At 47.8% G+C, this 25,045-nt stretch carries 25 protein-coding genes; 10 read left to right on the forward strand and 15 right to left on the reverse strand.

The genetic code is table 11. The features are described 5' to 3' along the window. The first annotated feature begins 4 nt into the window (after positions 1–4). Positions 5–943, forward strand: coding sequence for a C39 family peptidase (locus FYJ39_RS12370; protein ID WP_195840428.1), 939 nt, complete (start codon positions 5–7; stop codon positions 941–943). A 59-nt stretch (positions 944–1,002) separates the two neighbouring features. Here FYJ39_RS12370 and FYJ39_RS12375 read toward each other — a convergent pair whose 3' ends face one another. The 11 genes from FYJ39_RS12375 to FYJ39_RS12425 form a co-directional block, all read right to left on the reverse strand. Continuing rightward, the gene (locus FYJ39_RS12375) at positions 1,003–2,343 is read right to left on the reverse strand and encodes a tetratricopeptide repeat-containing glycosyltransferase family 2 protein (RefSeq protein WP_235919826.1); all 1,341 of its coding nucleotides are present in this window, start codon (positions 2,341–2,343) and stop codon (positions 1,003–1,005) included. A gap of 17 nt (positions 2,344–2,360) precedes the next feature. Further along, on the reverse strand, positions 2,361–3,725 hold the full coding sequence (locus FYJ39_RS12380) for a glycosyltransferase (protein ID WP_154472766.1): 1,365 nt from the start codon (positions 3,723–3,725) through the stop codon (positions 2,361–2,363). A gap of 132 nt (positions 3,726–3,857) precedes the next feature. Continuing rightward, on the reverse strand, positions 3,858–4,685 hold the full coding sequence (locus FYJ39_RS12385; RefSeq protein ID WP_154472767.1) for a flagellin N-terminal helical domain-containing protein: 828 nt from the start codon (positions 4,683–4,685) through the stop codon (positions 3,858–3,860). Positions 4,686–4,876: 191 nt separating this feature from the next. Next, positions 4,877–5,725, reverse strand: coding sequence for a flagellin N-terminal helical domain-containing protein (locus FYJ39_RS12390; RefSeq protein ID WP_154472768.1), 849 nt, complete (start codon positions 5,723–5,725; stop codon positions 4,877–4,879). A 250-nt stretch (positions 5,726–5,975) separates the two neighbouring features. Then, complete coding sequence (locus FYJ39_RS12395) at positions 5,976–7,094, reverse strand: glycosyltransferase family 2 protein (protein WP_235919827.1); 1,119 nt, start codon at positions 7,092–7,094, stop codon at positions 5,976–5,978. Further along, positions 7,021–7,689, reverse strand: coding sequence for a PilZ domain-containing protein (locus tag FYJ39_RS12400; RefSeq protein ID WP_154472770.1), 669 nt, complete (start codon positions 7,687–7,689; stop codon positions 7,021–7,023). Before FYJ39_RS12400 ends, FYJ39_RS12395 begins: the two co-directional genes overlap by 74 nt. Positions 7,690–7,713: 24 nt before the next feature. Beyond that, entirely contained in the window at positions 7,714–8,628 is a 915-nt protein-coding gene (locus FYJ39_RS12405) for a lytic transglycosylase domain-containing protein (protein ID WP_154472771.1), read from the reverse strand. Between the two features lie 24 nt (positions 8,629–8,652). Beyond that, positions 8,653–9,885, reverse strand: a complete 1,233-nt coding sequence (locus FYJ39_RS12410; protein WP_235919828.1) for an N-acetylmuramoyl-L-alanine amidase family protein — start codon at positions 9,883–9,885, stop codon at positions 8,653–8,655. Positions 9,886–9,897: 12 nt separating this feature from the next. After that, positions 9,898–11,286 carry an N-acetylmuramoyl-L-alanine amidase family protein gene (locus FYJ39_RS12415; protein ID WP_154472772.1) on the reverse strand — a complete coding sequence of 463 codons (1,389 nt, stop codon included), beginning with the start codon at positions 11,284–11,286 and terminating at the stop codon, positions 9,898–9,900. Positions 11,287–11,443: 157 nt separating this feature from the next. Continuing rightward, the gene (locus FYJ39_RS12420) at positions 11,444–11,797 is read right to left on the reverse strand and encodes an EscU/YscU/HrcU family type III secretion system export apparatus switch protein (protein WP_154472773.1); all 354 of its coding nucleotides are present in this window, start codon (positions 11,795–11,797) and stop codon (positions 11,444–11,446) included. After that, positions 11,784–13,223, reverse strand: coding sequence for a hypothetical protein (locus FYJ39_RS12425; RefSeq protein WP_154472774.1), 1,440 nt, complete (start codon positions 13,221–13,223; stop codon positions 11,784–11,786). Before FYJ39_RS12425 ends, FYJ39_RS12420 begins: the two co-directional genes overlap by 14 nt. Before the next feature lie 254 nt (positions 13,224–13,477). Between FYJ39_RS12425 and FYJ39_RS12430 the strand changes: the two genes are divergently transcribed. The 7 genes from FYJ39_RS12430 (at position 13,478) to FYJ39_RS12460 (ending at position 18,575) form a co-directional block, all read left to right on the forward strand. After that, a complete protein-coding gene (locus tag FYJ39_RS12430; protein ID WP_195840429.1) occupies positions 13,478–13,780 on the forward strand; it encodes a flagellar biosynthesis anti-sigma factor FlgM in 303 nt (100 codons plus the stop codon). A gap of 34 nt (positions 13,781–13,814) precedes the next feature. After that, complete coding sequence (locus tag FYJ39_RS12435; RefSeq protein WP_154472776.1) at positions 13,815–14,300, forward strand: flagellar protein FlgN; 486 nt, start codon at positions 13,815–13,817, stop codon at positions 14,298–14,300. Positions 14,301–14,380: 80 nt separating this feature from the next. Then, positions 14,381–16,081 (forward strand): flagellar hook-associated protein FlgK, encoded by a 1,701-nt coding sequence (locus FYJ39_RS12440; RefSeq protein WP_154472777.1) that lies wholly within the window; start codon positions 14,381–14,383, stop codon positions 16,079–16,081. Positions 16,082–16,117: 36 nt separating this feature from the next. After that, entirely contained in the window at positions 16,118–17,260 is a 1,143-nt protein-coding gene (locus FYJ39_RS12445) for a flagellar hook-basal body protein (protein WP_154472778.1), read from the forward strand. 26 nt (positions 17,261–17,286) lie between these two features. Further along, positions 17,287–17,841, forward strand: coding sequence for a hypothetical protein (locus FYJ39_RS12450; protein ID WP_154472779.1), 555 nt, complete (start codon positions 17,287–17,289; stop codon positions 17,839–17,841). Positions 17,842–17,854: 13 nt separating this feature from the next. After that, positions 17,855–18,346, forward strand: coding sequence for a flagellar assembly protein FliW (fliW, locus tag FYJ39_RS12455; RefSeq protein WP_154472780.1), 492 nt, complete (start codon positions 17,855–17,857; stop codon positions 18,344–18,346). Next, complete coding sequence (locus tag FYJ39_RS12460; protein WP_154472781.1) at positions 18,327–18,575, forward strand: carbon storage regulator; 249 nt, start codon at positions 18,327–18,329, stop codon at positions 18,573–18,575. The genes fliW and FYJ39_RS12460 overlap by 20 nt, the downstream gene beginning before the upstream one ends. 329 nt (positions 18,576–18,904) lie before the next feature. On the opposite strand, the gene FYJ39_RS12465 is transcribed toward FYJ39_RS12460, so the two are convergent. The 4 genes from FYJ39_RS12465 to fliD are packed head-to-tail and all read right to left on the reverse strand — an operon-like array spanning position 18,905 to position 23,441. Further along, positions 18,905–20,074 (reverse strand): nucleotidyltransferase family protein, encoded by a 1,170-nt coding sequence (locus FYJ39_RS12465; protein WP_154472782.1) that lies wholly within the window; start codon positions 20,072–20,074, stop codon positions 18,905–18,907. A gap of 21 nt (positions 20,075–20,095) precedes the next feature. Further along, positions 20,096–20,512: a hypothetical protein gene (locus FYJ39_RS12470; protein WP_154472783.1), complete on the reverse strand. Its 417-nt coding sequence runs from the start codon at positions 20,510–20,512 to the stop codon at positions 20,096–20,098. Positions 20,513–20,515: 3 nt separating this feature from the next. After that, positions 20,516–20,920: a flagellar export chaperone FliS gene (locus FYJ39_RS12475; RefSeq protein ID WP_154472784.1), complete on the reverse strand. Its 405-nt coding sequence runs from the start codon at positions 20,918–20,920 to the stop codon at positions 20,516–20,518. Positions 20,921–20,948: 28 nt separating this feature from the next. Then, positions 20,949–23,441, reverse strand: a complete 2,493-nt coding sequence (fliD, locus tag FYJ39_RS12480; RefSeq protein ID WP_154472785.1) for a flagellar filament capping protein FliD — start codon at positions 23,439–23,441, stop codon at positions 20,949–20,951. Between the two features lie 167 nt (positions 23,442–23,608). On the opposite strand from fliD, the gene FYJ39_RS12485 reads away from it, so the two are divergent. Together FYJ39_RS12485 and FYJ39_RS12490 are read left to right on the forward strand one after the other, a co-directional pair. Beyond that, on the forward strand, positions 23,609–24,394 hold the full coding sequence (locus tag FYJ39_RS12485; RefSeq protein WP_154472786.1) for a ParA family protein: 786 nt from the start codon (positions 23,609–23,611) through the stop codon (positions 24,392–24,394). After that, entirely contained in the window at positions 24,387–24,983 is a 597-nt protein-coding gene (locus FYJ39_RS12490) for a late competence development ComFB family protein (RefSeq protein WP_154472787.1), read from the forward strand. The genes FYJ39_RS12485 and FYJ39_RS12490 overlap by 8 nt, the downstream gene beginning before the upstream one ends. Positions 24,984–25,045 lie beyond the last annotated feature (62 nt).

A 25,045-nucleotide genomic window follows, 5' to 3' on the forward strand; every position in this document is an offset into this window, starting at 1 on the left:
AACTATGAAGAATAAAAACCGATTGGAGCGAATAATAGCTGCTTCCATTGTAGCAGCCTCCTTATCCCTTGCAATCAGTCTTTTCGTTTATTTCCGCCCCTTTACCTTTAAGGAAGCGGCAGAATGGAGCCAGAGCTTGTATCAGGAGGCGGAAAGCAGACTTTCCCAAATCCGGAACCAGGTTAATATCCTGGCTGCTTCCAGACAAAAGGCTGCTGCAAAGCCTCAGTCTGTCCCTTTTGGCACTCCATCCTCCCCTGTATACCAGGAACATCTCCCCTCCAGTGATGAGGAGATCCCTTTTTTAACTCCCTCCACTGACTTAGGAGAAATATCTGACTTAAATACAAATACCTCCGACTACAGTTATTTTGAAGATAATATCTATATGGTAATGCTGGACACAGCCCTGGGCCCAATGCTGTATTACAACCAGGGTGATGCTCGATGGAGCAGCTATCTGTACGGAGGTACAGATCCCATCGGCAGCTACGGCTGCGGCCCTACGGCCGTGGCTATGGTGGTTAACAGCTTCACTCCCTCCACAGTCACGCCTGTGGAAATTGCCGACTGGGCTGCCGCTAACGGCTACTTTGTCCAGGGCAGCGGATCTTCTCACAGCCTGATTCCTGATGGGCTTTCTGCCTTCGGCCTTTCTGTGGAAAGCGTACCTGATCGAACGCCTGAAAATGTAAGAAATATTCTAAAAGAGGGACGCCTTCTGGTAGCCCTTATGGGAAGGGGAAGCCTGACCAAAGTGGGGCATTTTATTGTAATCACCAATTACTGTGACAATGGAAATGTCCATATAGCAGATCCCAACAGCCTGCCCAATAGTACTGTAGAGTGGGATTTACAGCAGCTTATGGATGAGCTGAAGGGCAGCTATGACAGCGGAGGACCCTTGTGGTCCCTAGGGATCCTCAAGGATTCAGAGAGGTAAGGCACATTTTCTAATAACGTTTGAAATCCTCTCTTTTCAATCTTATTGCCTTTCAGGTACTATTTATGAACTGCCATGTCCACACAAGCCAGTTCCACCTCTGAAAACATTCCTCGGATGATTTTAACCAGGCTGCCGTACTCAGCCTTCATGGCAGCCTTCAGCACAAAAAGCCTGTCTTTCATAGCATTAAAATTGTAAAGCCTTCCTAAAAACACAGCTACTTCCGCCGCATCCTCTGAGGGCTTCCCTTCTGCCTCCTGTTCACTCTGCCGGAAGGCAGAAAGCATCAGATAGAGGGTGGACATAAGATAAGGATTCTGTCTCAAAAGGACTGTGGCATAGTTGACGCAGCCTCTTAAATTTCCATTATTATAGCAACAGGCAGCCAAAAGCTCATAGGTCTCCGGCAGGTGAGCAGACAGCATCATAGCTTTATATGTATTGCCGTATTTCTCCAAAAGCCCCACCGCCTTAGAAAGATGCTCCTCTCCCTTTCCGAAGGTTCCCTTCCCTGCGTAATATCTCCCCAAAACATAATCAAAATCTGCTTCCTTGGGCAGGCGGCTTACTGCCTGTCCATACACCTTTATAAGCTCCTCCTCACAGTCCACCCCCTGCTTTGAGAGCATAGACAAAAATTTAACAAAGGTCATAGCATTTCTTACAGAATAGTCCATGGGTACAGGCTCCATTTTTTGAATAGCCTCTCTATAGGCTTCTCTGGCCTCATCAAACCTACCCTCTGAAAAATATTCGTCTGCCAGATAGGCCAGCATCTCTCCATCCTCCGGATGCTCCTTAAGCTCCGCAAGGATCAGCTCCCGGTTTCTTCCCTGCTTTTTCGCCGATTCCTTTCCTGAATAACCGGTATGGTAAATACACAGCTCCTCTGAGGCGTCCACCAGATCACAGTCCTTCTCTCCTTCACAGGCCAGGTATTCATGCACTCTTCTCTTATAGCGCAGCCCCGGCCGGTTCCTGAATACACGCACATGGCTTCCCCCCGCTATCATGGCTCCCTCGTCATCCAGATTCGCCAGACCTGTAAGAATCTGACCATATTTGGAATCCTGAAGCTTTTCCACATATTCTAACAGCTTGTTTGCGTCCTCCCTTGTAAAATATTCATCCGCGTCCAGCATAGCAATCCAGGGACAGCCAGCCTTGCTGATGGCAAAATTTTTAGCAGCGGCAAAATCATCAATCCACTGAAAATGGTAGACCTGTGCCCCTGCTTTGAGAGCCAGCTCCACGGTCCGATCCGTTGACCCCGTATCAATCACAATCTGCTCCGTGACAATTCCCTTGCCCCAGGAAAGGGCTCTCTCAATATTCTCCTCCTCATTTTTTACAATCATACACTGGGAGATCCCTGCCTCCCTTTTCCTTTTTTTCAAACCTTTATCCTCCTTCGCTATATAATCCCCAGAATGCTCTGTTCCTCCTGTGTAAAGAGCTCCTTTTCCATAAAACCTCCCAATGCTTCGCAGCCTGCAGCCCTGGCGCACTTCGTCACCAGCAGCTTCGCTCTCAGTCCAGAAAAATCGTAAAGCCTTCCTAAAAATGCCACAATCTCTCCCATCCCTTTTTCAGTAAGGTTTGGGACAGACAAGGCCCTCAGCAGCCAGGACAAGACTGCCATGTCCTCAGGCATACATTTCAGATAGGATACTGCCTGGTTCACACATTTCTCCCTCTGCCCTGTCTCACAGAGGCACTTAACCAGCAGATTGTATGCGGAGGGTAATTGGGCTGATAGATACATAGCCCGGTTTGAATTTCCGTATTTGCCCAGCTTATCCAAAGCCAGCTCCATAAAGGCTGCGGCCTCTTTTAACCGGTTGTTTCTATAAAAATATAGTCCAGCAATGTAATCGAAATCTGCCTCCTTTGGAAGCGCCTTAACTGCTTGCCTATAAACAGCCTCCGCCTCTGTCCACTGGGAAGGTTCTTCCGGTAAAGCCTCCTCCTCTGACTGAGCCCTGCCCGATTCCTCGCCAGTGAGAATGAGCAAAAGCTTGGAAAAGGTGGCTGAGCTTCTTTGGTCATTATCCGGAAGCTCCTCATGGAGCCCTCCAATGGCCTGATAGTACCATCTCTTCGCCTCCTCTGTGTTCCCCTCCTCAAAGCTCTCGTCTCCCATATAGCCCAACATTTCCCTGTCTCCAGGATGTTCCTTAAGCTCCGCCAAAATCAGCCTTTTATTCCGTTCACTGCTTTTCTTTTCCTTCATGACGGCCTTCTGATAGCCTGTATGGAAAATAGATATATCAGCAACCGCGTCCCCCAGCCGCAGGGCCCGTCCTTCCGTAGAAGCCAGCTGCTCATGGATTCTGCGCCTGTAACGAAGATCCGAGCGGTTCCTAAAGATGCGGACCTGAGTACCTGAGGCAGTGATCTGCCCGCTTTCGTCAATCTGCTGCCAACCGGTGGAGATCCCGTCAAAATCTGTTTCTTGTAGCTGCTCTAAAAGGCGCAGTATTTTTGCCTCATCCCCCGGCGCCGGGTATTCGTCCGCATCCATAAATACAATCCAGTCTCCCACAGCTTGCTCAATGGCAAAATTTTTAGCTGCCGCAAAATCATCCCTCCACTGGTAAAACAGCAGCTTGGCTCCCAGCTCTCTTGCTATTTCCGGGGTGCGGTCAGTTGAACCGGTATCCACCACAATCTGCTCATACATAAAGTCCCTTCCCCAGGAGAGAGCCTTCTCTATGTTTTTCTCCTCATTTTTTACAATCATGCACTGGGAGACGCGCACGCCTGCCTTTGGTTTCAATAGGTTTTCCTCCGTTTTTTCTGAAGATATGATAAAAAGTCATTTCCAAGCCTGTGCTTTTGAAATGACTTTTTATTACATCCACCCTTTTGTTTATGCAGCCCCTGAACCGGGCTGCATATAAATTTGCTCTTACCGCAGCAGATTTAAGATGCCCTGAGGCGCTGCATTGGACTGTGCCAGCATGGACTGGGAAGACTGAAGAAGAATGTTATTCTTCGTAAATGCTGTAATCTCATCTGCCATGTCTGTATCACGGATACGGCTCTCAGCTGCTGTAAGGTTCTCAGAGGTAACCCTCAGGTTGTTAACCGTATGCTCAAGCCTGTTCTGAGCAGCACCCAGCTTAGCGCGGAACTGAGATACTTTATCGATAGCAGCTCTGATTGTATCGATGGCTTCATTTGCTGCTTTGATACCAGCTGAATTGGTTGCATTGCTTACATTGATCTTATCTACTCCGATATCTGTAGACGCCATGCCCTGAAGTGTAACCTTAATGGTCTCAGCGGAGCTTGGTCCAATCTGGAAGGTCATCATGCCTTGAGCGGAAATCGGCTTGATTCCGTTAAAGTCAGTGTTCTTAGCGATACGGTCGATCTCTGCATTCAGCTCTATGATCTCACTCTGGATGTTTGATCTTGCAACGCTGTTGTAGGTGCCGTTAGCAGCCTGGGTTGCCAGAGTTGACATACGCTGAAGCATGGAATGAACCTCAGTCAGAGCTCCCTCAGCGGTCTTGATCAAGCCGATGGAATCCTCAGCGTTCTGAGTTGCCTGATTCAGACCATTGATCTGAGATCTCATGCTCTCAGAAATAGCCAGACCTGCCGCGTCGTCGCCTGCACGGTTAATCTTGTAACCAGATGACAGCTTCTCCAGGTTCTTATTCAGAGCGCTCTGGTTGATTCCTAAATTTCTGAATGAATTGATTGCCGCAATATTGTGCTGTATAATCATAATGTTTCCTCCTCATCCATGGTTGTCGAGCCAGGAACCTCCTTGTCCCCGGTATTTTCCAGCGCGGGCCCTTCGCTGAAAAATCTGTAAAGCTTTTTCAATCTATATTAAAGAAGCTTGCCTTACAAATATATATATCGTCAAGCTTCTCTCTAACTTAAGACTTTGTTAAAAAGATTTTATGATTGAGCCTATCCCCGGAGAAGCTGAAGAATCGCCTGGGGAACGGCATTGGCCTGAGCGCACATGGAAGCGCCTACCTGGAACACGATATTCTCCTTTGTGTAAACCGTAAACTCCTCAGCCATATTGGTATCCCGGATTTGACTCTCGGCAGCAGTCATATTCTCCTTGGTAACGCCCAGATTATTATGAGTATGCTCTAAATGGCTCTGGATCGCGCCGAAATGGGAACGGATCTGGGAGACAGCCTGTACTGCGTCCCTGATTATGTCCACGGAAGCGTTGGCAGCATCTTCAGATGTAAAATCAGTAGCGTCCAGCCGCAGCGCCTTGCTGCTCAGGTAATAGCGGGTCATATCCAGAGTCTCCGGAGAAGAATAGCCAATCTGAAGCGTAATCGCCTCCTTTGCCTGGGGAGGCACAATAGGAAGCGGCGGGTCCTCGCTGTCAAACATAGGAATACTGTTGAAATCTGTAGACTTGCCTATTCGGTCAATCTCATCTAACAGCTGCAGCCGTTCCGCCTCAATATTCTCTCTGGCTACCGTCGAGTAGGTGCCGTTGGCAGCCTGGACAGATAAGGTTTCCATGCGGTGGAGCATGGAATGAATCTCCGCCAGGGCTCCCTCCCCAGTCTGGGACATCCCGATTCCGTCATTTACATTTCGCATAGCCTGATCCAAACCGTTGATCTGCCTGCGCATGATCTCAGAGATAGCAAGTCCAGCCGCATCGTCACCGGCCCGATTAATTCTGTACCCGCTGGACAGCTTCTCCAGGGATTTACTCAGATTGCTGTTCGTGATCCCTCTGTTTCTGTTGGCGTTCATACCGCCTATGTTATGCTGAATGAACATCTGTCCTCTATCCCCTTTCGTTTATTTCCTGTATGCATCAACCTTTGCATATGCTTTTAATCATTTATCGTATAGTATAATTATCGGCAGGATTTTCCTTAACATAAGATGTGCTTTATAGTTTCCCGGCAGCATGCTTTCTGTCAGATACATGCAAAACTGTGAGAGCCGCCAGTTGGCAATACCAGATGAATCTGAACCGGGTATACTACAAAGCAGGCTGTGCAAGTGGAGGCCATTCAGCTATACGCTAGGAACGGAGAGCCTGAAGCCGTTTTTCGGCAGGAGCATAGCCCTGCCCCGCAGCCAACCTGTAATATTGAAGCGCCTTCTCCCTCTGTCCAGACGCCTCGTACCAGGTTCCCAGGTTATAAGCTGCTTTAAAGGAGCCGGTTCCTGTTACGCCTCCGTCCAGCGGCCGCTCCCCAATGGAAAGACACCTGAGATAGCAGCTCTCTATCTCAGGCAGATACGCAATATAGCGGCTGGGTTCCGACAGTACCAGCTTCATATAAAAAAGGCCGCAGACAAAGGAAAAATCTGCTAAGGCGCTGAGAGAATGCCGCTCCGATTCCACAACTTTCTTTGCCTCCTTAAGCTTCTCACTCCCCCCCAGATCCATCAGCGTATAGAGATAAAGAACTACTCCCCCCGCCCAGTATGCTCCCATCCTGTTTCCATAGCGATAAAAAGCTCTGAAGGGCCCCAGGCTCTCCTCAAGGCGTCCCAGATTCCGCAGCGTTGAGGCCAGTTGGAATTGGTAATACCCATCCTCAGGATGCAAATCTACCGCATGAATAAGATAAGGAAGATTCCTCTCTCCCTTTCCCTTTCTTAAATAGCCGTCATGATCCGCCTCCAAAGGAAGCGGAATACAGGGGAACGGGCAATCCGGCTGCTCATGAATAATCCCAGTGTAGCGTACTCCTCTGGGAAGGAGGCGTGGAAGCAGAGACGTGCTGCAGCTGATTTCATTCCCCTCTGCAAATGCGTCATGCCGGACAATTCCGCCAAGCCAGCTTCCCTTATGAGCCTCGATTGCCTGGGTTAAGACTTCCCGGCTACAGGGACGCAGATACTCGTCTCCATCCAGAACTAAATTCCAGTCTCCATCCGAATGATCCAGAGCAAAATTCCGGGCAGCGGAAAAATCATCTGCCCAGGGGAAATCCCACACCCTAGCTCCCATGGACAAAGCCAGCTCCCTCGTTCCATCAGTGGAGCCTGTGTCAGCCAGTATGATCTCATCTGCCAAAGGTCCTGCCGATTGCAGACAGCGGCCCAGAGAGGCTTCCTCATTTTTTACTATCATAACTAGATTCAGCTTCATCGCATCTCTCTTTCCTTTTCTGCTGCTCTGTATACACATAATGGCGAATATCCTCCTCTACCTCTTGCGGAAGATTTACAAACTGGCATCCATATCCAAAGAGCCCTTTTAAAGGCGGATCCTCCCTTATGACCACACAGGCAATATTCCTGTCTAAAGTCTCTGAACGCCACCGGAAGGTAAGTCTCTGCTTAGTTTTAAGGGACTGAAAGGTACGCAGGTACAATCCCCCCGCGCTCAGATTCTGAACCGTTCCAAAAAAGAGCCTTCCTGCCTCTGTATGAAACTCTGATTCCACATGCGTCTTGACCCTCACATCCTTCTGTCTCTGCACCATTTTAATCACCCGTAGAATCCTACAGTCTGCCATCCAGATTTCGGGTATCTGGGGGAATGCCGGATTCCGGCGGATTAGAAGCTCGCAGAGACAGCTAAGCAGCCCTGACTGCCTGTCATAAAAATCCACCTGTGTCCTTACTCTGGCGTCTCTCAAACGAGAGGTTCTAAAATACAGCCAGACCTCTGTCCCCACGCTCTGCACTCTGGCGTCAGCCAAAGGGGTGTTGTCGGTTCCATATACCCGGCAGCGGTCACAGTCCTTTAGAATCGAATACATTTTTCTGTCGTTCGCCATTACGTTATACCTCAATTTCTCTCACTAAACAGTAATTGTTCCTACCTCCCGGCTTGCATCCATCATCATCTGCAGCCTTAGCATCTGTACCAGAGCAACGTAGCTGTCTTTGTCCATAGTCACTGTATTGCTGTCCGGATCTACAGATATGCTGCCCAAAGCCGCCATAGACAGAGAATCGGATGACATACCATAAAGGCTGCCGCCTCCATATAGACCAACACCCTGACTGCTTCTTTCACTTCCATATAAGCCACTACCTTGACTACTGCTTCCGCTTCCGTATAAGCCAATACCCTGACTACTGCTTCCGCTTCCGTATAAGCCAAAAGACAGGCTCTTACCTAAGGAAGAACCTCCTGTGTAGGTCATTCCCCCTCCATAGCCTGAGCCCCCGCTGTAAACCCTGCGTCCGGCAGAAAGAGCGTCTCCTCCCATGTAGGAGGTTACCTTCTTTACATAATTCTGTGTTTCCTTGTAGGGAGGAATGCCCCCGTATTTCGTCACGCTTCCCGGTCCTGCATTATAAGCGGCCAAAGCCAGACTCACGTCTCCGTTAAAACGCTCCAGATTCTCTCTCAGATACTTTGTTCCTCCCATGATATTCTGCCTTGGGTCAAAGGGATCGCTGACCCCCAGGCTCTTGGCAGTTCCCGGCATGAGCTGCATAACGCCCATGGCTCCTGCATGCGATACGGCCTTTGGATTAAAATTCGATTCTGTCTTTGCCACCGCCTTTATCAGGTTCACAGGCACACCGTAAGCAGAAGAAGCCTCCTCAAAGATGGAGTCCATATCCACCGATACAGTTTGACGCGCATTCAGCAGGGCTGTCTGAAAATTCCCGCCTGTGGCCCCGGCTTTGTAAGTCCCTTTGGTGCCGTTCAGGCTGCTTCCGCTCCACTCATTGATTCCCTTTGCCGTTGTCACCAGTCCCATGTCTCTTGCTCCTTTTCTTTATCTTCAGCGCTGTGAGGCCACTCCCTCTCCATTGATGGACCATCCGTCCACAGTTGTATTAACAGCCATGCTGCCGTCGCTATAGAGATAATACCAGCTTTCGTTGAGCTTCACCCAACCAGTCGCCATCCTTCCGTCTTGCCCCATATAGTACCATTTGCCGTTTACCAGAATCCAATACCGCTCCATATAACCGCTCGGATTGAAAAAGTACCAGCTTCCCGGCTGAGGCTGCTGCCAGCCTGTCAGCATCTCTCCGCTGTCAGCCATCAAAAACCAGGAATCGCTATTAAGATTCACCCATCCGGTTGCCATTCTTCCGTCCTGATTCATATAGTACCATTTGCCGCCGTCTAACAGCCAGCCGGTAACCATCCTTCCGCTTCCATCAAAATAATACCAGCTCCCGGAGATCTTCTTCCAGACATTGGTTTCTTTGCGGCCATCAGGAAGCACATAGCTGCCGCCCTTCAGAGAACCTCCGTCTCCCGCTCCTCCTGCCTCCTGCACGGATCCGTTCTCTGTATCCTTCCAGTCAAACTCCTGATCGGTAGAAGTGACAAACTCGCCCTCACGAAGGTATTTCTTCTCGTCCGAGGTAAGGGGCACCGCCTTTACCTCATAGTAATAGGTTTTGTCTGTATCCTTCATGTATTCGGACAGATTCGCGCTGTTAGTGTCCGTATTCAAACGCTTGACAACCCTATCATCCCCATAAAGCGTCAGGGTATAGCCGGGCGCATAGGGCACTGATTTCCACACCGCCCGCTTTTTGGAGGTGCTGCTCCACCCTGCTTTTTCCGTATTTCCCAGCGTCATTATGGGCCTGTAATCTGCCTTAACCTGCAGACTGGTGTCATCCAGCGCCTTTGCCGACACGAAATCTGCTCCGCTTACCTTGCACTGAGAGCGGTTGAGAGAGGCAGGAAATACCTTTCCGTCCTCTGCGTTTACCGTAACCTCAACCCGAACCTTCTTTCCCGGCTTCCACTTGTCATAATCTGTGCGGAACTGAATATCCCCCATAGAGCACCCTCTTGCGCTTACCGTTATCTCTGGCTCCGGTATCTCCTCCGGCTCTCCGAAGCTAGCCTTAAAGGTCACTGAAACCGTCTCAATCACGCTGGATTCAGCTGCCTGAACTGTCATGTTCTTCCCCCCCGCAAGGGCCAGTACTGCCGCAATAGCAGTGAGACCAGCGGCCATTCTTCTATACGGCATATCGTTGTTTTTCATATGCACTTCCTCCTACTGCTGTCTCCAGATTCCATCCGCATCCAGATAAGCTCCGTCAACCCAGGTGCTGAACGCCATCTCTCCTGATCCTGGATAGAAATAGTACCAGCTTCCGTCAATCTGGCTCCAGCCCTCCAGCATCTCTCCGTTGGAATCTGTAAAATAAGTTTTTCCATCCCGTTTAATCCAGCCTGTGAACATAGCCCCCTGAAGGCTATTATCCACTGTATTGAGGTAATACCACTTTCCTCCGTACTTGAGCCAGCCTGTATAAAGGCTGCCGTCCTCATTAAAATAATAATAGTAAGGTCCTATTACCCTCCAGCCTCCAGACACCATGGAACCGGCAGGATACCGGCCATCCTCAGTTTCTGTCCGCAGATAATACCACTTCCCATCAATCTTCGTCCACCCAACTGCCATCTGACCGTTACCATGCAAATAATAGCTGCTGCCGCCTATATTCTGCCAGCCGGTCATCATGCGCCCGTTTTCATCAAAATAATACCAAAGTCCGTCAATCTCCGACCATTTGCTGCGGCAGAGGCTGCCGTCAGGATAACGGTAGCGCCATCCATTCTCATCTCTGAACCATCCTACCTTTTCCCTGGTTCCGCTGACTGCCGCAGCTCCGTTCTTCTGCTGCCCCTTTCCATCGGAAACATACCGATCCGTAATCTGAAGCTCGCCAGATTCCACATAGTCGCTCTTACTTCCATATTTCTTCTGGGCATCCGTTTTTGGTATGGTACGCACCTTGAAGGTATAGTCCCCCTTTTCCGTCATATAGGGATAAAAATTATAGCTTCGGGAAGTAGTCTGACTCACCCGATACACATTTTTGTTATCCCGCAAAAGCTGCAGCTCATAGCAGCCTGAATCATTCTCCGGGGCCGTCCATCTGGCCTCCCCAAGATTATTTTCATTCCAATAGGCGTCCTTGGGGGGATTGAATTCCCCCTTTACCGGTCTTACCCTCAGAGTAACCAAAAGATTATCCCCATCACGTCTGGCTGATACAAAGCTGCCTCCGCTGATCTTTACATTGGATTCCTTATAGCTGGCCAGAAAGTAATATTCGCTTACATCCTCCGGCTCCAGTGTCACCCTCATCTGGGGCTCCGAAGCAGCCTCCAGCACGTAAGACGAACCTTTATCCAGCCATTGCGCCGCAGTTACAGTGTAACGGGAGTTACCCTTATCCACCATAATTCCTCCATCGGGCGCGGAGCCTGAACCGATATGGATGCTTGGCAGATGACTGCCAGGCTGCAGATCGGAATTAATCTTTATATTAACTGTGTGAATCGGCTTGGTAGCAGCCAGACCGGAAAAGGATGTCCACAAAACACCCAGTCCTATTATCAGCACAAAGGCAATACACCTGGTTTTTTTTCCCATTCCTTATCCTCCTGTTTTCCCTTTCTTCCGTAAATAATCAGGTGATCGCAAACCCCTGAAAACTGCATATTGACACAATTACTACTATAAAGCGCTTATATCTCATCTAATAAGCCTTGCAGCTATCTATTAAATATCCATTAAGAAATCATTGACTTTACAGGGCTGCGTCCTCCTCCCCTGGCTCCCCATTATCTGGCGTCCTCTCCTTTGGCATCTCTTCCGGCATCTTCCCAGACCCCTCAGGGACATAGCCCAAAAAGTAAATATAAATATCTACAATCGCCTGATACAGCCCCTCCGGTATCTCGGCCCCCAGCTTAAGCTGGGTCAGCAGCGTGGCCAGAGAATCATCCTCATACACCGGGACGCCTGACCGGGTTGCCGCCTCTGTTATTCGCTCCGCCATATATCCCATACCCGAAGCCACAATGACAGGGGCTCCGTTTCTTTTGGGATCATATTTGAGAGCCACTGCTTTCTGCTTCATCAAATCATCAAATTCTGACATTAATCCTTTTCTCCTTCTCACGGATTTCCGGAAATACCTCCTCCACCCTGCTGTCTTTCACGCATCGGCCTATCAAAAGATGTTTAAAGCTGATTCCATTCTTCTTCAGGATACCTTCCACACCTGTCTCAATCTCTCTTCCTTTCCCCGCAAGCCCCTGCGGCACATAAAGGCTGACGTCTGCCTCTCCATTTACAATGTTCATAATCATTTCAAACTTTCCCAGGCTCTTAATATCGAACTTCAGGAACAGTTTAATCCGTCTGCCTTCCTGGGAGCTTTCCCGCTCTCCGTCAGGGTCCACCCACATTTCGGATATCACATTTTCTCCCTCGTACTGGAAAGGGATAATCAGATGCAGCAAAGGCATGAATACGCTTTCATTCACCAGAAGCCCATTCATAGCCGTAAAAAAGTGCTGGATATGTTCCAGTCCGGCCTGTCCTGCAGCTCCTTTCTCCAACAGGGCAGACAGCTCCCCGGCGAATCCCCCCTTACCGCTCTGATAAGCTCTGGTTCCCTCCCGGAGCAGCTCTGCCAGAATCTCCTCCGGATCTCCCTTGAAGATTCTGGCGAAGCTGCCGTCTGCCGCCATTTCCCCAAACAGCCTCGTCAGCCTTTCCTCACTGCCTCCTTCGTAGCGCACCGCGTTCATAATCAGCAGCATAGCCGCATCCCGTATTCCCCCGTAGTCATGGGTTTTCGATATATAAGAGGAAAGAAAGGGAATCAGCCTGCCATTGAGCAGCGCTCCATTGGCCGCAGTATCACCCTCAGCCGCCTTCCAGTTCATCTGCTGCAAAAGATCCCGAAATTCCTCCCTGTACTGGCGCAGCATCAGTTGACTGATATCTTCCCCCAAAGTCCGAATTTGTTCCAGCAAATGAGCGCCTGAAGAATAGCTGTTATAAGCCTTTAAAAATTCCAAAGCCGTATCCCGCAGATAGCCGGAATTCCCTTCAGCCAGAAGCATTCTCAGACCGTCAAAAAAAGCGCCTCCAAACCGTATCTGAGAGCCTGCCTGTCCCATAATAAACTCCAGCAGCCGCTGGGGAGAATCCATGGTAATAGCGGCAGCCAGCTGATCCATAAGAGCTCCCATCTCCGCCTGTCCAAGCCTGCCTGCTCCAGCCAGATCCGCAAACAGAAGCCGTTCCATTAAAGCTGAAAGCTCCTGATTCTCGCCCAGGCTTTTGACAAAAGCTCCATAATTACTGCCATAATCAATTATATTATTGTAGCTGTTCTCCCGGGCGGCATCCTCTGTCTTCCCGCCTTCTCTCCCATCTGCCCTGGTAACTCTGGATAAATCCACCGGGTTCTGGATAAGCTGGCTGTCCGCAGCATGCTTCGCCTCCTGTCCCGTTGACAAGGTTTTGTTGTCCGTATTTACGCCCGGAGGTGTAACCTGTAAAATATTTGCCATACTTCCTCCAATAATTTATAATAAGCCCCAGCTTCCGTTTGTTCCGGAAGCTGTCCGTGTATCTGTTCTGAATAATGAAACAATCCGCTTATATTATATCGGCGCATTTTCAACTTATATTAGTACTGTACAAAAAAATACTCTAAAAAGATTTTTCCCTTATCTTCTGAAAAGAATTGCCGATATTTATGGTGTAGCACAATAATGAATCCTAGCACTGGTTCTCAGGCCAGTGTGCAAGGGAGATGGACTTAATGAAAATGAATACAGGCATTCAAGCGGCCGGCATGGATCGCCGCATACAAACCGCCTCCCCGTACAAACCCGGTCTGCTTGTCTCTAAAGCAAAAGGAGATTATGATACCGTTACCATTCACGGCCCACGCTGCGGAAAGGAAGAAGGAGATTTCGCCCGCATTCTGGCATGGCAGACGGCTGCTCAGCTCAGCCCGGCCCCCGGCCCTAAACGGATAGAGCAGCTTCAGGAAATGGTGGCAAGCGGCACCTATCAGCCTGACGCAGATATAATAGCCCGCCGCCTTCTGGGCTTACATTAACCGGGCAGTTTTACAGAAGGGAGTTTTTGTCCACATGAGTCAGGAAAGACAGAACATTCTTGCAGAGTTTTCAGGCCTGCTTTCAAGTCTGACAGAAACAGTCTGCCACCTTGCGCAGCAGGAAGAGGAAAAGGCGTCTGCAGCTTCCGAAAGACGGCATGAGCTTTTGGACGGCTTGATCCGCCAGGAACAAGCCCTCCTTATGAAGCTGAAGGGCCTGGAGCAGCGCCGCTTAGAGCTACTTAAAGGCTTAGGCTGGGAATCCCTTACCTTCCGCAGCATCCTTTCTCAGGCTCCGGAGGAGGAAAGGGAGATACTTAACCCTCTTTTCATCTCCCTTGACCGGGAAATCAACAGACTCCGATTTTCCCATGAGGCGGCAAACCGCATCCTTGGAGCACGTATTCATGAGCTTCAGATTTTTCTGTCCAATACCAAAGGGGCAGAGTCAGCGGACAGCTTTAAGGAGGCAGGAAGCTTAGGCTTCCATCCCTCCCGTATGCAGGATAAATACGTGTAATCCGTCATACTGCCGTAAGCCGTCCAGTGTTTACTAAAGCTTGCCATTTGATAAAATGAACAAACTTGGAGGATATAATTATGGTACGAGCAACCTTTGCCGGTTTTGGAACCGCTTTATCTGCTCTTCAGGCGAACCAGAAGCGGCTGGACATCACTGGCCAGAACCTTGCTAACATGAACACACCGGGATACACCCGCCAGCAGCTTCAGACGTCCAGCTTGAATTATACAGCTTCCCCTTCCCATTACACCAATAACCCCACTTTAGCCGTGGGCTTTGGAGTACGTATGGACGCTGTGACTCAGATCCGGGATCCTTACCTGGACATCCAGTACAGAGGCCAGATAGGCAAATCCGGTTATACCGAGGCCTTTCAGACAGCGCTGGACTCCTTATCTAAGGTTTTGGACGAAACCAGCATATCCGGCATATGTCAGGCCTTTGTTGATATACAGTCAACACTGACAAAAATGCAGGATCCGCCTAAGGTAAACGATCCGGTATATGAAACTGAGCTGCGCTCCAAGATGGAAGCTCTGACAAATCTTTTGAATAACTCCTCTCAGAAGATTCTTAATGCCGAAAAGGATGAATTCAGCCGTCTGGACGGAACCGGCACCAGTGAAAACGGCGCTGTTCAGGAGGTCAACGACCTTCTTCGCCAAATCGGCACTCTCAACCGTCAAATTAAGCAAAACCAAATTACAGGCCAGCCCAGCCTGGAGCTGATGGATAAGCGCAACAGTCTTCTGGACGAGCTTGCCAGCTATGTGCCTATCGAAGTTACCTACTTTAAAGACGCAGAGCATGACGGGAAGTTTATCGATCCCGCTACCGGTCAGAACAATCAGGGCATAGGTGATAAGGAGCTTTACTACTATGACTCCAGAGGCAATGTCATCGGCAAGAAGGAATGGCCGGACGACCTGAAGGTAGAGCTGCTCTATACGGATGCCAACGGAGCTGCTCAACGTCTTACTCTGGTGGACGGAACCGAGGGAAAGGGCGACGCAAATTATGCAAAGCTGAGCATTTCCGCTGGTACCAGAGATAACCCTACAGCTGCCGAGATCACAGTTACACCAGCAGCATCAGCTAACGGACAGGCTGCGGCATTTTCTTCAGCCAAGGGGCAGTTCTCCTCTGGCTCTGTCCAGGCCAGTCTTGACATGCTGGGTAAAAGCGGCGCAAACGGCTCCCTTCGGGGATACCAATTCTACATGGGACAGCTGGATACTCTGGCCAAAACTTTTGCTGAAACAATGAATAACATAAACAACGCCAATCTTCCAGCCGGTCAGAAAAATCAGTACCTTCTGATTAACAAAGCTGCTACAACAAACAACGGCGGCGTTATTACGGAGAATGTTCAAAACATCACAGCCGCCAACATTGGAGTCAGCCTGAATTGGGCAAAAGGAGCTACCCATATCACCACTGCCGGAGCCAGCTCTACGGACACTGTTTTAGATCTGCTGAAGGCTATGTCCGCGCCTCAGACAGCTTTAGGCAACAAATCCTTTGCCGATTATACAAGCAATACCTCTACCCTGTTAGCAAATGATTCCAGCAGCAATCAGACGGCGCTGAAGACCAATATGACTGTTCTGAACGGTATTCAGAATTCCAGGGATTCCATATCAGGCGTCAGCATGGATGAGGAGGCTACGAATATGATGTCCTATATTTCCGCCTACAACGCTGCTTCCCGGCTTATGACTACCTTAGATGAGGCTCTAAATACCCTCATTAACAACACCGGAGTAGTAGGACGGTAAATATGCCTTTTAATTATAAAATGGAGGAATAGCCCTATGCGTGTTACCAATACAGCAACCTACAGAAATTTTACCGCCTCGGTAAACGATGTGCACAACAAGCTTAATAAAAGCATGAATAAGGTTTCCAGCGGCAGGGAATATGAAACCGCGGCGGACAATCCCCTGGCTTATTATGATGGCCAAAAGATTGACAACCAGTATCAAGATGCCGTGAGCAAGGCTACGCTGCTTACAGATATAAAGAACCGCCTTTATCAGCAGGAGCTTGGCGCCCGCTCCATTCAGGAAGTAATGTCAGGCTCCTCCGGCGCAAAGGTTAACATACAAAATGCTCTGACTGAAACCTCCAGCGGGCAGAATGATATTGCCACCATTGGGGACAGCCTTCTTCAGCAGCAGCAGTCCATTGTCAATACTCTGAATACTCAATACCAGAATTTTTATGTGTATGGGGGAAATGATATATCCACAGCCCCCTTTTCACTCAGCGCAGATGGAAAAACACTGACCTACCGCCACCAGTTTCCAGGGGAAACAAATGTCACAGAGATCAGCATGAGCCTTGAGAAGCAGCAGGATGGCTCATATAATTTTAATGTTAAGGACGCTGACCTGGCAAAGCTGAAAAAAGCAATGAGCGAGCAGGGGAGAGTGGACGTCGGCTATGGAACGCTCAATGACAAATCAACCCTGCTGGATACCTATACCGGCGGCTTGAATATGCTCACCGGACTCACCTCCGACGCAGTGCGAAATATGACTGACGCTGAATTCAAAGCCTCATTCACCAAGGCTATCTCTGATAGTCCTCTGGGCCTGATCGGAGAAGCAGCCCTGGTTATTAAAGACTACTCTGACGCTCCTGCCGCAGACAAGGAAAAGGCCCACGGCATGATGCATGATGTTCTTGGCAAGACCCTGGATTCAATGACAGCTTCTATACATACCATAGGCACCGTATACTCTGATCTGGGTAATAAATACAAGATCTTGGAAACTACAGAGACTCGTTTAAAAACCATTCAGGATTCTTTAACTGAGCAGTACAAAGATAAGCTGGGAGCCGATCCCTATGCCGCTATTATGGAGATGTATAACAACAATTATTCCTATAATGCAGCTCTGAAGGTTGGAGCTAATCTGATGGGATCGTCACTGTTTGATTTTATGAAATAGGATTTTATTAGACAAGGAGGTTGCCAATGGGACCACTTATCAAAATTACATCTGATCCTTTGCGCCTCGTTCGCATAACAGAACAGGCCCGCCTTCTCCCCTCCGATATTGTAGAGCTGGAACGGAGAAAAGCGATTGCATACCGCATTTCTACTCAAATTAGCCAGGGCGGCTATAGCAAGCACATTCCCATTGCGGATATTGTCAGGATAAACCGGACCTTTTCCTCATCCTCCGTCCTGAAAGCCTCCCCTGCTTCCAGACAGGCCAATATAGTAGCTTCCTCCCATGCCTTCTCCTCTGTTTCCTCTGATAATACAGTTACGGTACAGGAAAAAGGTTCTTCCCAGCCTCTTGCGTCTGAAACAGAAGCTGACACAGAGTTTCACTCTTCTTATGCAGTAGAACGAGGAGCCTTTGAGATGCGGGTAAGCCGGGGAGATGTTACCTTTATCCCTGCCCTGACTATGACAATTATCACTCAAATGCCAGAGCTCCATTTTGAATATTTGGGTGGATTTAACTATGTTCCACCCAGAGATGAAGGAGCCCACATTGAATCTATCAATTTATACACATAGGAGCTTGTTATAAATGACAGTACAAACCGATTATTATGGAACAGTTGAATACGACGAAGAGGATCTAGTAATTTTTGAAGATGGCCTTTTTGGCTTTCATCATTTAACCCGCTTTCTCCCTCTCTTCCTTAAGGAGGATGAGGATACCATGATCCTCTTAGTATCGGTTGAAAAACCTGAGGTAGCCTTTGTGTTGATTAATCCGATTATTCTCTGCCCTGACTACTTCCCTGAGCTTTCTCCAGAGGAGCTTTCCTGCCTGGGTGTATCCGACAGTGGGGAATTGAGCTATTATGCAATCTGTGTAGTAAAAAAGGATTATGTGGAGAACACGGTAAATCTCAAATGTCCTCTGGCTATCAATCCCATCACACGGCGCGGAATGCAGGTAATCTTGGAACAATCCCACTATGAATTCCGTCATCTTTTCCGCTCTTTCCCATCCATTGCAGCAGCGGTTACTAATGAAGAGAGGGGGATTGAGTATGCTAATTCTGAGGCGTAAAAAGGATGAGAGTCTTCTTATCGGCGGAGATATACGAATCACTGTAGTTGACTGTGGATCAGATGGTGTCCGCCTTGCAATCGATGCTCCAAAGCATATCTCCATTCTTCGCGAAGAACTTTCCGAAGCTGAGCTAGCTAATCAAAGCGCACTGGCACCGGATAAAGATTCTGTCCGTTTCCTTCAATCACTTCTGTACCCATCTGCTGATACGGATGAGCATGTATAAACTTTTTTCTAGATGGATAACTCATAACAACGCTGCCGCACTTACGAATATTTTAAGCGTAAGTGCGGCAGCGCTTTTAGTTCCAAACCAGGCTTTCCCCTATACAATCCCTTAAACAACACGAAAGAGGCATTCGTATTCATATATATAATCCTGCTGATAAGAGCATATATCCTTATCATTCTAGAAATCAAGATTTATTACTTGCTCCAGGCTTTAATTGCTATTATTTCCATCTATGATTTAAAAAAGACGACGGCCAAGGAGGAAGCGCATCAACATGCAGCCTCCTCCTGTAAGTAAATCAGTTTTTCCAAATGTTATGCCTCTTACCATCGACTGTGCCAGGCCAATCTGAGTCCCCGGATCATCCAAAATAGGGGAAGCAGAAGCGGAACCCGTTCAATGGCAGGGTAAAGAGCACTCATATATCTGTAATCAGGAAAAGCCCATCGCAGCTTTTTTCTCGTCTCATTCATTGCAGTCTTAAGTCTTGTTTTGAAGAGACGGCGTCTTTCTTTTCTGCGCTCCTTCTCTATTTCCTGTTTGATCATCTGTTCCAGTCCCAGCGCCTGAATATCTTCCTCTCTGTTCAGTATACCTTTTGTAAGAAGGCGGTTTTCAAGGGAATCATAGGTTTCTATTTCATCCGGAAGCTGTGAAAAGTACGTGTCCTCCTTATTCCCGAACCACATATAGGAAATACGCAGAATCTTTTCTGCCAGCTTCTGTATCCGAAAGCCCTCCAAACGCTTTAGCATTTCCTCCTCCCCCAAAGTCTCCCTGCAGGACTTATGCAAAAGATACAAATCCAGCACTTCTCTCACGGTAAGCATATCCGTCACATAGCGGTAGGCTGCTGTAGCCATGTTCAAAAGAAAGGCATCTTTTTTGTCAAGCGCCCGTATGTGCACATAAGGCTCCTCTATCTCAGCTCTCTCCAGAATCAACTCCACATTTTTATGATAGGCTGCCGTCCTGAAGGGAAGCCTTCTGTATAGCTCTACTCTGAGTCCCTGTCCTTTTGCCAGGCACTCTCCCGCTCCTGTAAATATTTCTTCCGTCTCATAACCCAGATCAACCAGAAACCCCTTTGCAAGGGGATAATTTTCCGAATCCAGGATAATACGCAGAGGGCTGCGATCGGATATCTCAGGAAGAGGATACAAAGACCGTACCTCCCCCCGTGAGATTACTGTGCAGGGAATCTCATACATATCCAGACATGCCAGTATCTCTCTGATAGAATCATCCAGGCTTTCCTGATACATCAAAGCTTCCCGGTAGCGTTTGGAAAATAAGCCCCTCCACCTGTCTGGAAGAGCCTCTCCATCTCCCAAAATACCGAGATACACAATGTTGGCAACCTTATGGTAATCCGACAGACGATACATCCGTTCCCAATCCAGACGTTTATGCGCAATATGGATTCCCTTCTGACCAATGATGGAAGCTACAATTCCTACCAGCAGGTGTCCCTCGAACAATAGTTGATTCATCTGTCTCTCCTATGCATGCTGCTATATCTTTATCGTTGTGCCATAGTAGGATTTCAGCCCAGCAACCCTCTGGCTAAGCCTCTTATCAGAGGCTTGAAGTCTTTCAACCATTTGGCAGATTTTTTTCCGAAGGGAGTATACCGCTCTTTCCTCTTCTCCCTCTTCACTGGCAGCCGAGGGCTCTGTACGGAAGAGCCAGCGGAGTTTCTGAAGGTTTTGAGCATTACTCTCACCCATCTTCCATATCTCCTCCATATATTCATCTGCCTTCGCCATCTCATCCGCCCGCATCTGAAGCGTTAGAAGGGCGGACGCCCGGTCATCCCTCCCCAAAGCGTCCTCAAGTTCTCTGGTAAGCCTTGCAATCTCTAATATAGAAGCATACCGCTTTTCAAGCAATTTTAAAACCTGCCTCATATCCAGCTCCATCTGCTCCATATCTTATCCTCTTACTTCCGGCCGTACAGCTATATGGGTATCGTGCACCTTTCTGCTGGCCTGATCAAATCCGTCCCTCAGTTCGGAAAGGATGTGGCGGATACGCCCTAATTCATCCTTTTGTCTGGCTCTTCCCGCCTTTACCCTGCTGATATCGTAAATAAGATAATGGTAGATCCGCTTCAAGTCTCTGCTGATCGGCTGTCTCATATCCAAAATATCCGTCAGATAACGTACAATCCTGGTGGTTCGCTCCAAGGAATCATCAAATTTCTCATAATCTGTTTCATTTAGAGCATACTCAGCCTTCATCAGATTTTTGACAGCCTCGTCATATACCATAAGCAACAGCTCCAGAGGTGACATCGAATAAATACTCTTTTCCTTATATTGCTTGTATCCGTCCATTCCAATCCCTTTCCTCCATACCAATTCCCTATCCTCGAAGCTGAGATAACCAGCCAGACTGGGTATTCATCTGACTAATCAGGGTTTCCATGGTGGTAAACTGGGAAATATACCGATCCTGCTCTGTTTTCAGCTGAGTCCTCAGCTTTTCTATGGTGCTCTGCATGTCCTTAAGCTGATTATAAATCAGATTGTTCATAGCAGACAACGGTATCTTGCCCGATCCTGCCTCTTCTATCAAACGTCCATAGGAATTACCATTTCTGCTGGCATATTTGGTTGCGTATGGAGTCAAGGTATCCTCCACAATCTGAGACAGCCCCTTCTTTATATCTCCTCCGCCGGTAAATATCTGTCCTACCTTTTCAGGGTCCTTTTCCATAGCTGCCCTGAAGGCGGACTCATCAAACACCAGGGTTCCGCCATCTCTCATATCATCAGAATACGTAATTCCTATCTCCTTGAGTTTTTCAAAATCCGCTCCGCTATTCAGAAACTTAAGAAATACGCCTTCTACATCCGCTCCCAAATCCCGGAGCGTTGTGTCACCATACAGAATACCCTCCTTCGCCTTCTTCTCCCAATTCTTGATGGATTCCTCTGACATCTCCTTTTTTTGCTCATCTGTCAAAGGGCCATAGCTGGAATCAGAGCGGGTCGTTACCTGAGTGTTGATTTCTGTTACAAGAGCATTGTAATCCTCAAAGAATTTTTTAACCGTTTCTACAGCAGAATCTACATTGGCCTTTGCGCTAAAAGTAACAGAGCCGGATATATCGCTATTGTCCCAGGTATTCTTTGCTGCATCGTATTTATCAGCATTAAACACACCTGATACCGTGACTGAGAGACCCTCTAAATCAAAGGTATTGGAGGAACGCTCCAGGGTTACGTTCATTCCGTTGCCGTAGCTTACGCCGATAATGGCATCTTGACCGTCTGTAAAGCCTGCCATTTTATCATACTTGCCGTCAGTCCCCTTTTGTCCAAAAAGCTTCTGGGCTAATTCGGAATCCAATGAAATCTGGCGTCCCTTTCCTGTTTCGGAGGAAACCAGTGCAAACTCGCCGGTTGCATCTACATAGGTAGCTTTCACTCCTGCCTCTGCGGTAGAGTTGATCTTGTCCACAATGTCGCTTATGGAGCTGCGGTTGGTAAGCCCTTCTATGGATACTCCGTTAATTACCAGATTAAGCTTGCCATCTGCCGGAAAAGCATCTGTATCGGTTTTCTGCAATCCAAGAACACTGGCGTTATCCTCAAGGGTACCGCTTACATTCAGCTTATTAGAAGCTCCTGAGACAATTCCCCAGTTTTTCAAAATGCTCTTATCATCGGATGTAATTGAAACTGTATCGCTTCCCTTCGTGGCAGAAAAGGATAAAGCTCCTGTCGAATCAATCTTTGCCTCAACCTTTCCAGTTCCAAAGGCCTTGTCCAGACGGGACTGGATATTTGCTTTAAAGGCCTCCATCTTCTGAGCCTTGTCAGATATGCTATTTAAAGCGGCAGCCTCATCACTTGTAATCAAAGTGATCTCCTTGCTGGAACCGTTAAAGGTAAAGGTAACTGCTTTATCTTTCATGTAATCAATTGCATTCTGCTTGCCAATATAGGTATTTGTAAAACCTGTTGAATTTATCTCCACGCTTTTTTTATACTCCTCCAGGCTGATTCCGTCATCATATTGAGCCTTGTTTCCATCTTGAGAGTCAAACCCAAAAGCAGAAAGTGCAGAAGAATTATTCTGTATCGAATAACCGGAGGAAGCAAACTTGCCGTTACCGGCATCTTCAATCAGCATTTTATCTGAATTCTCATCATAACGGAACTTAATAGCTTCTGAAAGCTTTGTATCTCCCAAGGTCTGGTTAGACTGCTCAATGGCCTTATTCAGCTGGTCTGCGAGGTCTGAAGGAGCTGCCGTATAATCAATGGTCTGAACCTTTCCGGCATCATCCTTGTAAGTGGAGGGCAGGGTAAAGATGACACTATTTTTAAAAGCCTTTTCTTTATCATTCCACTGTCCGAAACGCAGCTGGGTTCCTTCCAGCTTGGAATACTGAAAATCCTGAGACAGATCCGTCAGCTTTGTCTCAAGGCTGCCTCCTGTATATGACGACGACTTTCGTACAGAGGACGTAGCTAACTGCTTTACTCCAAGAATGGACAGCTGATCCGTCAGCTTAGAAGTTCCGGAAGCCTTGATAAGCTTAGTATACTCGTCCTTTCCCTGTACTGTAATCTGATTCCGCGCAAACACACTGCCATTTTTTAAGCTGTTGGATGAAGCATAGCTGAAATAATTATCATACAAGTCCAGAATCTTCCCGCTTATGCTTTGATATGCTTCCTGCTTCCATTCCAGATTGGTCATCGCCTTTTTCTGGTTTCTTATTTTGGTTGAAGTGCCCAGAGTCATCTGTTCTATAATAGAGTCCCGATCAATACCGGAAGTCATCCCTCCGAATCCTCTAAGGGCTGTGTTCCCTAAACTGCTTGTTCCCGATACGCTGGCCATAAGCAATTACTCCTTTCAGTTTTATCTGCCATACACAAATTTTTAAGAATCTTTGAGAAAATCATATTTTTATCTATACTTATTTATCGACATGTTATATAATAAAAATAATATCTGAGAGAAGCATTTTTTATCTATAATCCCATCATTATTGGAGGTATTATATTTTGTCTATCATCATAACTGTTTCCAATCAGAAAGGTGGAGTTGGAAAGACTACGACTGCCGCGGCCTTGGCTTCCGGCATTATTCTTGTTGGAAAAAAAGTGCTTGGTATCGATCTTGACCCTCAGGGTAATCTGGGCTTTTGTCTGGGAGCAGATCCGGAGCATCCTTACTCTGTCCTGGACGTTCTCAACGGCTCTGCCTCTGTTCAGGATGCTGTCTGCCATGCAGATTCCTGCGATCTGCTAATTTCAGATATCACCCTTAGCAGCAGCGGATTGGAAATTATTCCATCCTCCCGTGAATATATTTTAAAAAATGCCATCGCGCCTATTATAAACGACTACGATTACATTATTATAGATACTCCTCCGGCGCTGAATCTCCTTACAGTTAATGCATATGCCGTATCCGATTTTCTGATCATCCCTCTGGCTTCCGATATTTTGAGTCTGGTTGGTCTTACCCAGCTAAAGGAAACCATTGAGTCTGTCCAAAACACCTTTAATCCCAACCTAAATGTTTTGGGTATTCTTTTAACCAAATATAACCGCCGCACACTGCTCTCCAGAGACGTTTTTGAAATGGCTCAGCAGCTTGCCGCCCAAATTAACTCCAGGGTATTTCACACAAAGATACGAAGCGGAGTTGCCATCGCTGAGGCTCCTGCTCATGGAGAGAGTATCTTCTCCTACAATCCCCGCTCCGGGGCAGTGAGGGATTATGCCGAATTTATACATGAAATATCAGATGACATTCATCTAAAAGGAGGAGAAGCCAATGGCTAAAAAGACAAACAAAACCTCACATATTCTAGATCTTATCACCAACGGCCCCTCTGGAGAATCCAGCGGCGCCCAGAAACCAGATATCCCTGCTTCCGATAAAGGCCGGGAGCAGATAACCCGAGCCACTTCCTCAAAGAAGGTGACGGTTGTAGATGAAACCAGCCGCAACGACCACCTTTCCGGTGAAATTCTCTCCAGCCTGACGGAGGAGCTAAAGGGAGAGCTTAAGAACACCGGGCGGACTCCCTGCCTTGACCCTGTTCCTGATTGCTATTTCAACCAGGGCCTTTCGGCAAAGGAATATACCTTTGTTAATATCATGGAGCGCCTGCTTCTCCGCCAGGATTTGGACTCTTATTTTAAAGAGTATCAAGTCTGCACCTGCAAACGCTGCCGGGCGGATGTATACGCACTGACTTTATCCAACCTTCCTGCAAAATATGTAGTGGTGAGCCGCGACTCTCTTTCACTCCTTCTGGGATATTATGAAAACCAATTTAAAATACGCATAATGACAGAATTGATCAAAGCCTGTATTACAATACGGGATACGCCCCGGCATTCCCTTAAGACCCCTGAGCTTGTCTGACAGCAGCGGTACATAAATAATCAATACCTAACCGTCAAATGATATGATACCCTCAAGTAGTG

Origin of the sequence: Clostridium porci (assembly GCF_009696375.1) — a bacterium.
Lineage (GTDB): Bacteria > Bacillota > Clostridia > Lachnospirales > Lachnospiraceae > Enterocloster > Enterocloster porci.